The sequence below is a fragment of the Lishizhenia sp. genome, from assembly GCF_033720595.1.
Lineage (GTDB): Bacteria > Bacteroidota > Bacteroidia > Flavobacteriales_D > Crocinitomicaceae > Lishizhenia.
Map to the genome: position 1 here is coordinate 1 of NZ_JAWWCF010000109.1, position 10304 is coordinate 10304.

Sequence of the window (10304 nt, forward strand, 5' to 3'; positions counted from 1 at the left end):
GATAAAAAACTCTTGTTAGAAGAGTTCAAAGAAGAAACACATAAAGCCATTGATAGGGGGATTTCTTTAAATCCAATTTTAAACTCCTTTCAATCTACAGTACGCCAATACAACATATCCAAAGAGATCATAGACACCTTTTTACATTCTATGGAAATGGATTTGACCAAAGAATTTTACAGCCAAGAAAAGTATGAGCAATACATTCTAGGTTCCGCAGAGGTAGTAGGATTGATGTGTTTAAAGGTATTCGTGCGTGGTGATGAAGCGGAGTATGAACGCTTAAAATCTCCAGCCATGAAGTTGGGATCCGCTTTCCAAAAAATCAATTTCTTAAGAGATTTAAAAGCAGATTACCACGAGTTAGGGAGAACTTATTTCCCAGGGGTAGATTTAAAAGAATTCAACGATGTAATCAAGAAGCAAATCGAGGCAGATATTGCCATAGACTTTGAGTTGGGTTATAACGGAATTATGCAATTACCTAAGAATGCGAGGTTTGGAACCTATATGGCCTATATATACTACTATAAATTGTTCAAAAAAATCAAAGAAACACCGGCTAAGGTGATCTTAAATCAACGTATTCGTATTCCTAACAACAGAAAATACGGGCTTTTTATATCTTCTTATCTCAGACATAGTCTTAACTTAGTGTAATAGATGAGCGAACAGATTATTTTAGTTGACGAGGAGAATAATTTTTTAGGTGAAATGGAGAAAATGGAGGTGCACGAAAAAGGGCTCCTTCATCGTGCTTTCTCGGTAATGATTTTCAACGATAAAAGAGAGGTTTTAATTCATAAACGCGCCAGTGATAAGTATCATTGCGGTGGTTTGTGGACCAATGCCTGTTGTTCTCATCCTAGAAAAGATGAAACGATAGTAGAAGCCGGAAAAAGACGTTTACAAGAGGAGATGGGATTTAGTTTACCAGAACTTAAGGAGCATCATTCGTTTATATACAAAGCACCCTTTGCCAATGGTTTAACCGAACACGAACTCGATTTCTTACTTACAGGAAGATACAATGCAGCTCCACTTCCGAATCCGGAAGAGGTAGAAGATTGGAAGTACATAAACGTCCAAGATCTACGAAAAGATATAGCTTTGCATCCTGACGATTATACACCATGGTTTCGCATCATCATGGATGAACATTTGGAAAAAATAATGGCAGGATTATAGACCTGTTAGATGAATATATGAGATTGAAAATCTGTAGAAGAGAAACGTTTAACGCCGCACATAGATTAAACAATCCAAAGTGGGATGAACAAACCAATTTGGAAGTATTTGGAAAATGTAATTCTCCCAACTATCACGGGCACAATTACGTACTCGAAACCTATGTAAGTGGCGAGCCAGATCCTGAAACGGGATACCTGATGGATTTGAAAGTTTTAAAAGAAATTATTAGAGGAGAAGTGTGTGAACGCTTTGATCATAAAAACTTGAACTTAGATACGGAGGAATTCAAAAATTTAAACCCTACTGCGGAGAATATAGTAATGGTTTGTTACCGTTTATTGCGCGAAAAAATTGACCCTAAATTGGGATTGTATTTAAGGTTGTATGAAACGCAAAAGAACTGGGTAGAATACGGAGAAGAATAAAATATTTCTAAAGCCGAACTTTTCTTTGAAACGGGTGTTAATCAAGCGACACGAGAAAGTACAGAGAGATGAATATATTTTGGCACAGAAGAGATTTACGTATAGATGATAATGCTGGGTTGTACAAAGCACTCAAATCGAGTGATGAGGTACAGCCCATTTTTATTTTTGATACCAATATTTTGGACGAATTGCCAAAGGATGATCAACGTGTTGTTTTTATTCATCAAGAGTTACTCAGATTAAAGGCAGAGTATCAAAAGTATGGTGGAGATTTGTGGGTTTTTTATGGGACACCGCAAGACGTCTATCAGAAATTGATAAAAGAACAAAAGCTGCAAGCCGTTTTTACCAATAGAGATTACGAACCTTATGCAAGGGAAAGAGATGCTCAGTTACATGAGCTTTTCAAGGAGGAAGGTGTGGAGTTTGTCGGTGCCAAAGATCACGTGATATTTGAGAAAGATGAAGTATTGAAAGACGATGGTACGCCCTACAAAGTTTACACCCCTTACATGAGAAAATGGAAAGAGAAGCTCAATGAATTTTATTCCTCATCTTATCCCACAAGAAAGTACCTAAGTGCCCTGAATCAAGTTAAACCCAATCCTATTATTAGCCTAGAGAAGATGGGTTTTGAGAATGAACAAACGCAAGAATTTCCTTCACGTGAATTTCCTAAAAGTATAGTAAAATCTTATCACGATAACAGAGATATACCGGCCATTAAAGGGACGAGTCGATTAAGTATTCACTTGCGTTTTGGTACAATCTCTATACGCGAGCTCTCCCGTTTTGCGCAACAACACAATGAGAAATATTGGAATGAATTGATTTGGAGGGATTTTTACCAAATGATTTTGTTTCACTTTCCAACATCCGTAAATAAAGCGTTTAAACCTGAATACGATAAAGTGCAATGGCGCAACAATAAAGAAGAGTTTGAATTGTGGTGCAAAGGAAAAACAGGTTACCCTATGGTAGACGCCGGGATGAGAGAACTCAATAAAACGGGCTTTATGCATAACCGTGTTCGTATGGTAGTGGCGAGTTTTTTAACCAAACACCTTTTAATTGATTGGCGCTGGGGAGAGGCCTATTTTGCGGAGAAATTGTTAGATTTTGACTTAGCCAGCAATGTTGGGGGGTGGCAATGGGCCGCGAGTTCTGGTGTTGATGCACAACCCTATTTTCGTATTTTTAACCCCGAAAGTCAGCTCCAGAAGTTCGATAAGGATGAACGATACGTTAGAAAGTGGATTCCAGAATACGGCACTTCCAAATATCCTTCGCCTGTGGTAGAACATAAAATGGCGCGACAAAGGGCATTGGATGCCTATAAATTTGCTTTAAACAAATCATGAAAATAGGAGAAAAGTTACCCAATCTTAGACTGAAAACCCACCAAGAAACCATTATTCATACGCTTTCTTTAATCGGTGAAAGCAAGTTATTATTCCTAGTTCAAAGTAAGGAGGAGGAAGTTGAAGAAATCTTGCTGGAGAATTTTGATACACTGGTAGATGCAAATATTGAAGTGTATGTACTGAACTATTTGTCTCCCAAAGAAAATTTAGAACTTCAACGTGCAAAAGAATGGCCCTTCACTTTTATTTCAGATGAGAAAAAGGAACTAACAAAGGCATTGGGAGCTAAAAAGAGCTTGTTGAATAGTAAGCCTGATCAAATATTCTTGTTAGATAGGGATGGGAGTTTACAACGCAGTTGGAAAAATAATGCTTTTGACATTCGTGAACTTTTCGGGGCATAATCCCTGTCTTTCTTCCTGTGTATCCATTTTCTTATGTGTAATTCTTTATTTTTGTTGACGTGGAAAACTACAAGGAAGAAATAAAGTTTAAGCTCAAAACCCTACCCGAAAAACCGGGGATTTACCAATATTTTAATGATAAAGGAAAAATCATTTATGTTGGGAAGGCCAAGAACCTTAAGCGTAGAGTAACTTCCTATTTTACCAAAAATCATGATACGGCGAAGACAAGAATACTTGTGCGCAATATTCGTGATATAAAGTATATTGTAGTAGACACAGAATTGGATGCCTTGCTCTTGGAAAATAACTTGATAAAGAAGTATCAACCCAAGTACAACATTCAATTAAAAGATGATAAAACCTACCCGTGGATTTGTATTAAAAATGAACCCTTTCCTCGAGTCTTTAGTACGCGTCGCATCGTAAAAGATGGTTCCCAATATTTCGGTCCATACCCCTCGGTAAAGGTAATGAACACGCTCTTGGAGCTGATTCGAGAATTGTACCCTATACGTACCTGTAACCTCGATTTACATCAGAACAAAATAGAGGAGAAGAAGTACAAAGTGTGTTTAGAATACCACATTGGGAATTGTTTAGGGCCATGTGTAGGTAAAGATTCTCAGAAGAATTACGATGAGTATATTAAGCAAATCAAACACATTGTAAAAGGGAATATTTCTTCTTTGATCAAGGATTTGAAAGAGAAGATGGCACTTGCTGCAGAACAATATGCCTTTGAAGAAGCTCAGAATTACAAGCTGAAAATTGAATCTTTAGAAAAGTACAAAGCTAAATCAACGGTGGTTTCTCCAGTCATCGACAAGGTTGATGTAATTACCATGTTGCAAGACGAGAAAAGTGCTTTTGTAAATTACTTGATGATTGCCAACGGAGCCATTATCAATGGATTTACCGTAGAGGTAAAAAAGAACATGGCCGAAACCAAAGAAGAGATTTTGGCTTATGTGCTTTTGGAAATGCGCGAGCGTTTCAAGAGTATTTCTAAGGAAGTTTTGGTAGAAGAAGATTTGAATTTAGAGTTTGATGAATTTAAGTTCTTTGCACCACAACGCGGAGATAAAAAGTATTTGATAGATCTGTCTTTAAAGAATGCGCGTTTCTTCCAAATGGATAAATACAAGCAAGAGAAAATCAAAAATCCAGAGAAGCACGCCAACAGAATTTTAGAAACGATTCAAAAAGATTTCCGTTTGCAAGAATTACCAGTGCACATGGAATGTTTCGATAACTCTAATATTCAAGGAACCAATCCTGTTTCTGCTTGTGTGGTGTTTAAAAATGCCAAACCCAGTAAAAAGGATTACCGTCATTTTAATATAAAAACCGTTGTAGGTCCAGATGATTATGCTTCTATGACAGAGGCCGTTTACAGACGTTATAAGCGCTTATTAGATGAAAACGAGCCCTTGCCTCAGCTCATCGTGATTGATGGAGGTAAAGGTCAATTAGGCGCTGCATTGGAAGCCTTGGAGCAATTAGACTTACGTGGAAAGATTGCCATCGTTGGTATTGCCAAGCGTTTGGAAGAAATTTTCTTCCCAGGAGATAGTTTGCCTTTGTACCTCGATAAAAAATCTGAAAGTTTAAAGGTGATACAACACATGCGTAACGAAGCCCACCGCTTTGGTATTACCCATCACAGAAACAGAAGAAGTAAAGCTGCTTTGGTTTCCGAAATCACGCAGATCAATGGTATTGGTCCCAAAACCCAAGAAGATTTGATGAAGGCGTTCAAGACCATTTCTAACATTAAAAAAGCCAAAAAAGAAGAAATAGAAAGCATCGTTGGTTTTTCTAAGGCCAAGTTGATTTGGGAGTATTTTCATTAGTCCCCTAGACCAGGTTGTTCGCAACAGTCTCAAATTTGTTGAAGCGCTACCCCTTCCATCCTTGGTGGAGTTAATTCTTTGCCTTCAAATTCCTTATATCCAATAAGAAATCCAAGTCTTCTTCGAGCTTATTACCGATAACTAATACATTGACAGATATTAAGTTTTCCAGCTGTTCAATGGATCGTAAACCACCGCCTACTACGAGGGGTAAGGTGGTTTTTCCTTGCAAGGCCTTTACAATTTTCGGATCAACACTTTCTGTGGCACCAGAGCCGGCATCTAAATAAATGAGTTGTTTGCCCTGTAATTCTCCGGCAATCGCCGTATTGGTTATCAAAGAGATTTGATCTTGCGGTAGGGGAGTAGTTTGACTCACATAAGCCACCGCGCTTTGTTTTCCACCATCAATCAATAAATAAGCAGTAGGAATCACTTCCAAATTCATAGCCTTGATATCTGCAGCATTTTGTATGTGTTGTCCAATCAAATATTCTGGGTTTCTGCCGGATAAGAGACTTAAATAGAGCATTGCATCAGCATCTTCTGAAACTTGATGATAATTACCGGGAAACAATACCACAGGAATTAAGGTAAGTGCTTTCAAGGTTCTAACCACAAAATCTAATTGCGTTTTATTCGCCGTACTTCCACCCACAAAAAAGTAGTCTATCCCAGCAAATTCTGCCTTTTTAATCAAATCTCGTAAGTATTCAACGTCCTGACTCTTCTCTGGATCTATCAGTACAGCAATCTGCCCAGTTCTGGCTTTGATTTGATTGAGTAGCCTAGTTGTCATAATCGAAATAAGCTTCAGCGTTTACAGAGATTACAAAATCCTTATGGGTTAAAATTTTCATTTCAACGCGTCGGGTTAAAAAGGGATTGATAATGTTCCCTATCCAGTTTTCATCATCAATTTTATGCAGCAACAATTGCTTGGCGAATATGATTTCTTTTCGTCCAGCCAATTTATAAAGGGCTTCTTTTGCACTCCAAACTTTGATCATTTCTTCCGTGGAGTCTAGATCTAAGGAAGCTTTTTCTTTCTCACTTAAAAACTTGTGTTTTACGCGGTGGACCTTTTCTCTGATGGGTTCTAAATCCAATCCTACAGCGTGGTGTTTACAAAAAGCAAGTCCAACCACATTGGTAGAATGAGAAATGGAAATATAACCTTCTCCTTCTATATAAGGTGCTCCAATGGAATTGTACAGAATTTCATCGTTCCCAAATTTGGTAGTTCTCAAAACTCGGGTAGCCACGTACTCTCTTCTTCGGTTAGGATGCGAGAAAGTAGCGAGTTTATCTAGTTCTTTGGGAAGTAAATTGTGTAAATGTTCATCAATTGGAAAATCTTTATAGAACATTAAATGAACTTCCACATCATTGATAGCTATTTTTTCGAAGGTAAACACGGGGAAAAGATAAGAAATCTTTGGTGTTTGAAGGTAGAGAGCTGTGTGAATATCTATAATTTGATTTATTGGTTGTAACAATTCACGTTTGCTGCGTTACGCTTAAAAACCTAAATAAATGAAGTCAATAATCTGTGTGTGCTTACTACTGTTCTCAGGAATTACCTTTGGACAAGAAACCCAAACATTCTCTTTTTATTTTGAATCAAATAGAGCTACGTTTTCAAGCTTAGAATTCAAGAAGGTAGCGCAATTATTGGATACAGTACTTGTGCAACAGATAAAAATTACTGCAAGTTGTGATGATGTGGGAAGCGTAAAAAGCAATATGGTTTTATCTCAAAAGAGAGCAGATTTTGTAAAGTCTTATCTCGTAAATAACCTAATGCTAGAAGGTCATAAAATTGAGACCCAAGCTTTGGGAGAAATAGCATTAAAAGATTCAACACTATCATTTATTGAACAAAGAAAAAACAATAGGGTGGCTACCTTGAGGGTAAGTTATAACCTGAAGCAAAAACGAGAAGGATTAGATAAAGCAGAGCCTATAGTTGAAAAGAAAAGCGTTGCGTTAACAAATGTTGTGAAAGGGGATAAAATAAGATTAGAAGCAATACAGTTTGTAGGAGGGAAGGATGAGTTTTTAAATTCTGCTTACCCAATTTTGAATGAGCTGTTGCGTGAACTAAGGAATAATCCAGAAGTAAAAATTGAAATACAAGGACATGTTTGTTGTATGAAAGATGGAGGAGAAGGGGTGAATTTAGTTACAGGTAGAAAGACCTTGTCTGAAGATAGAGCAAAGGCAGTTTATGATTATCTCGTGCAAAGAGGAATAGAAGAAGATAGACTGAGTTATGTAGGGTTGAAAAGTAAATACCAAACAGGAATAAATAACCTCGCAGATAGACGAGTAGAAATATTGATAAAATAATTAGCTACTCTACAATTTTAGCAGCAATTGACACGTGATAGTTAGAGCATAAGAACGTTTCATATGTAGAGTGTAAAAAGCACCTCACTTTGAGGTGCTTTTTGATAATCGTCTATTTGAGCAAAGATTTTCTCTTTCATCCACCACGTTAAAACATCTTCTACTGGAAGTTGTAAGTGTTTTGATAGGGTAATTATTTGAAGCTTTGTTGGAAGGAGTTTACCATTTTCAAATTTGCTGATTAAGGCTTGATCTATTCCACTAACTTGTGCCAAGTCCTTAACTTTCAACTTTAAATGGTTACGTTGTGTTTTAAGGATATTCATTTTTATTGACTTATTAGTTCTTGACAAATTCAGTCAATATCATTTGGTCTTCCAAAAAAAAGAGAGTCCCTTAAAAAGAGACTCTCCATATATATTGCCAGCCTAACTATCTGTAAAAACAGGAAATTAGGACAGAGAAATCCGCCGAAGCGGATATAAATTACATCATTCCTGGCATTCCACCTGGCATACCTCCTGGCATTCCTGCTGGTGCACCTTCTTCTTGTGGTTCATCTACAATTACACATTCTGTAGTCAACAACATAGAAGCGATAGAAGCAGCGTTTTCGATAGCGATACGCGTTACTTTAGTTGGATCAATAACTCCAGCAGCGTAAAGGTTTTCGAATACTTCAGTTCTTGCGTTGTAACCAAAGTCATCTTTACCTTCTTTCACACGTTGAACGATAACAGCTCCTTCACCACCTGCGTTAGCAATAATTTGACGTAAAGGCTCTTCAATTGCTCTTCTTACGATAGCGATACCTGTAGTCTCGTCGTCATTAACTCCTTCTAAGTTTTCGATAGCGTCTACTGCACGAATCAAAGCAACACCACCACCTGGGATGATTCCTTCTTGAACAGCGGCTCTTGTTGCAGCTAATGCGTCATCAACTCTATCTTTCTTCTCCTTCATCTCTACTTCAGTAGCAGCACCTACGTAAAGAACAGCAACTCCTCCAGCTAATTTAGCCAAACGCTCTTGTAATTTCTCTTTATCGTAGTCAGAAGTTGAAGCTTCCATTTGCACTTTGATTTGCTCTACACGTGCAGTGATTGCTTCTTTTTGTCCAGCTCCGTTAACAACTGTAGTGTTGTCTTTGTCGATCTCAACTTTTTCAGCAGTACCCAACATATCAACTGTTGCGTTCTCTAAAGTAAATCCTCTTTCTTCAGAGATTACTTGTCCACCTGTTAAGATTGCGATGTCTTCTAACATTGCTTTTCTTCTATCACCAAATCCTGGAGCTTTAACTGCAGCAATTTTCAGTGATCCTCTAATTCTGTTTACTACCAAAGTAGTTAAGGCTTCACCATCAACATCTTCAGCAATAATTAATAAAGGTTTTCCAGATTGAGCAACTGGCTCAAGTACAGGAAGTAAATCCTTCATGTTAGAGATTTTCTTGTCGTAGATAAGGATGTATGGATTCTCCAAATCAGCGATCATTTTCTCTGTATTTGTTACGAAGTATGGAGATAAGTAACCTCTGTCGAACTGCATACCTTCTACCGTTCTTACTTCAGTTTCTGTTCCTTTCGCTTCTTCAACAGTAATCACACCATCGTTTCCAACAACTTTCATTGCTTCAGCAATCAATGATCCAATCATCTCGTCATTGTTTGCAGAGATAGAAGCAATTTGTTTGATTTTATCGTTATCAGAACCAACCTCTTGAGATAATTCTTTCAATTTAGCAACGATAGCCGTAACTGCTTTATCGATACCTCTTTTCAAGTCCATTGGGTTTGCTCCTGCTGCAACGTTTTTCAATCCTGCAGTAATGATAGCTTGTGCCAATACAGTTGCAGTAGTTGTTCCGTCTCCTGCAATGTCTGCAGTTTTAGAAGCAACTTCTTTTACCATTTGTGCTCCCATGTTTTCAGTTGCGTCTTTCAACTCAACTTCTTTGGCTACAGTAACACCATCTTTAGTTACGTGTGGAGCTCCAAATTTTTTGTCTATTACAACGTTTCTTCCTTTTGGTCCTAAGGTTACTTTCACTGCATTTGCTAATGCATCAACACCTTTTTTTAATTTTTCTCTTGCTTCTACGTCGAAGTAAATATCTTTTGCCATTGTCTTAATTTTTTAATTAACCGATGATTCCGTAAATGTCTGCTTCTCTCATGATAAGGTAAGTCTTACCTTCTAATTTGATCTCAGTTCCTGAGTACTGACCATAGATTACGCTATCGCCAACTTTTACCGTCATAGGCTCGTCTGGTTTACCATTTCCGGCAGCAACGATAGTTCCTCTTAATGGTTTCTCTTTCGCTGTATCTGGAATAATAATTCCACTTGCTGTCTTTTCTTCTGCAGGCGCTGGCTCTATAAGAACGCGGTCTGCTAATGGTTTCATTAATGACATATCTATTTGTGTTTATGTAAAATTTATATGGTGCTCCTTGTCGAAAAATATGCCAAAGCATATTTGACAGTTGAAAGCAAAAAAAATGTCAGTATGCGTGACATACTGACATTTTAAAATATTGTTTAAGCCAAATAAGAATGACGAAATGCCACGCTTATTATTGAGCTCCTCCTTGTTCTCCTGCTGGAGCTTGAACTGGCTGTTCTGTTTGTGTTGCTTCTTCTTGTTGAACTGGTGCGTCTTGTCCTTTGTAAATCATTGTCATTACAATAGATAAAACTCCGATA

12 protein-coding genes are annotated in these 10304 nt (G+C 37.6%); 7 read left to right on the forward strand and 5 right to left on the reverse strand.

The features are described 5' to 3' along the window. From R3333_RS08910 to uvrC, 6 genes are all read left to right on the forward strand, one after another. The coding region (locus tag R3333_RS08910; RefSeq protein ID WP_318958441.1) for a phytoene/squalene synthase family protein at positions 1–660 on the forward strand (660 nt) is incomplete at its 5' end. A gap of 3 nt (positions 661–663) precedes the next feature. Next, positions 664–1188 carry an isopentenyl-diphosphate Delta-isomerase gene (gene idi, locus R3333_RS08915; protein ID WP_318958442.1) on the forward strand — a complete coding sequence of 175 codons (525 nt, stop codon included), beginning with the start codon at positions 664–666 and terminating at the stop codon, positions 1186–1188. Between the two features lie 17 nt (positions 1189–1205). Next, positions 1206–1616 (forward strand): 6-carboxytetrahydropterin synthase, encoded by a 411-nt coding sequence (locus R3333_RS08920; RefSeq protein ID WP_318958443.1) that lies wholly within the window; start codon positions 1206–1208, stop codon positions 1614–1616. A gap of 68 nt (positions 1617–1684) precedes the next feature. After that, positions 1685–2980 (forward strand): deoxyribodipyrimidine photo-lyase, encoded by a 1296-nt coding sequence (locus tag R3333_RS08925; RefSeq protein ID WP_318958444.1) that lies wholly within the window; start codon positions 1685–1687, stop codon positions 2978–2980. Beyond that, positions 2977–3387: a peroxiredoxin family protein gene (locus tag R3333_RS08930; protein ID WP_318958445.1), complete on the forward strand. Its 411-nt coding sequence runs from the start codon at positions 2977–2979 to the stop codon at positions 3385–3387. The genes R3333_RS08925 and R3333_RS08930 overlap by 4 nt, the downstream gene beginning before the upstream one ends. Positions 3388–3446: 59 nt before the next feature. After that, positions 3447–5243, forward strand: a complete 1797-nt coding sequence (uvrC, locus tag R3333_RS08935; RefSeq protein ID WP_318958446.1) for an excinuclease ABC subunit UvrC — start codon at positions 3447–3449, stop codon at positions 5241–5243. A 70-nt stretch (positions 5244–5313) separates the two neighbouring features. Here the strand turns inward: uvrC and R3333_RS08940 are convergent, their stop codons facing one another. Together R3333_RS08940 and R3333_RS08945 are read right to left on the reverse strand one after the other, a co-directional pair. Beyond that, complete coding sequence (locus tag R3333_RS08940; RefSeq protein ID WP_318958447.1) at positions 5314–6042, reverse strand: phosphoglycerol geranylgeranyltransferase; 729 nt, start codon at positions 6040–6042, stop codon at positions 5314–5316. Further along, positions 6032–6661: a 4'-phosphopantetheinyl transferase family protein gene (locus R3333_RS08945; protein ID WP_318958448.1), complete on the reverse strand. Its 630-nt coding sequence runs from the start codon at positions 6659–6661 to the stop codon at positions 6032–6034. Before R3333_RS08945 ends, R3333_RS08940 begins: the two co-directional genes overlap by 11 nt. Positions 6662–6779: 118 nt before the next feature. Here R3333_RS08945 and R3333_RS08950 point away from each other — a divergent pair, with 118 nt between their 5' ends. Next, a complete protein-coding gene (locus R3333_RS08950; protein WP_318958449.1) occupies positions 6780–7595 on the forward strand; it encodes an OmpA family protein in 816 nt (271 codons plus the stop codon). A gap of 59 nt (positions 7596–7654) precedes the next feature. On the opposite strand, the gene R3333_RS08955 is transcribed toward R3333_RS08950, so the two are convergent. The 3 genes from R3333_RS08955 to groES all read right to left on the reverse strand — a co-directional run bounded on the left by R3333_RS08955 (position 7655) and on the right by groES (position 10014). Then, positions 7655–7921 (reverse strand): helix-turn-helix transcriptional regulator, encoded by a 267-nt coding sequence (locus R3333_RS08955; RefSeq protein WP_318958450.1) that lies wholly within the window; start codon positions 7919–7921, stop codon positions 7655–7657. Positions 7922–8081: 160 nt separating this feature from the next. Continuing rightward, complete coding sequence (groL, locus tag R3333_RS08960) at positions 8082–9722, reverse strand: chaperonin GroEL (RefSeq protein WP_318958451.1); 1641 nt, start codon at positions 9720–9722, stop codon at positions 8082–8084. A 16-nt stretch (positions 9723–9738) separates the two neighbouring features. Then, positions 9739–10014: a co-chaperone GroES gene (groES, locus tag R3333_RS08965; RefSeq protein WP_318958452.1), complete on the reverse strand. Its 276-nt coding sequence runs from the start codon at positions 10012–10014 to the stop codon at positions 9739–9741. Positions 10015–10304: the final 290 nt, after the last annotated feature.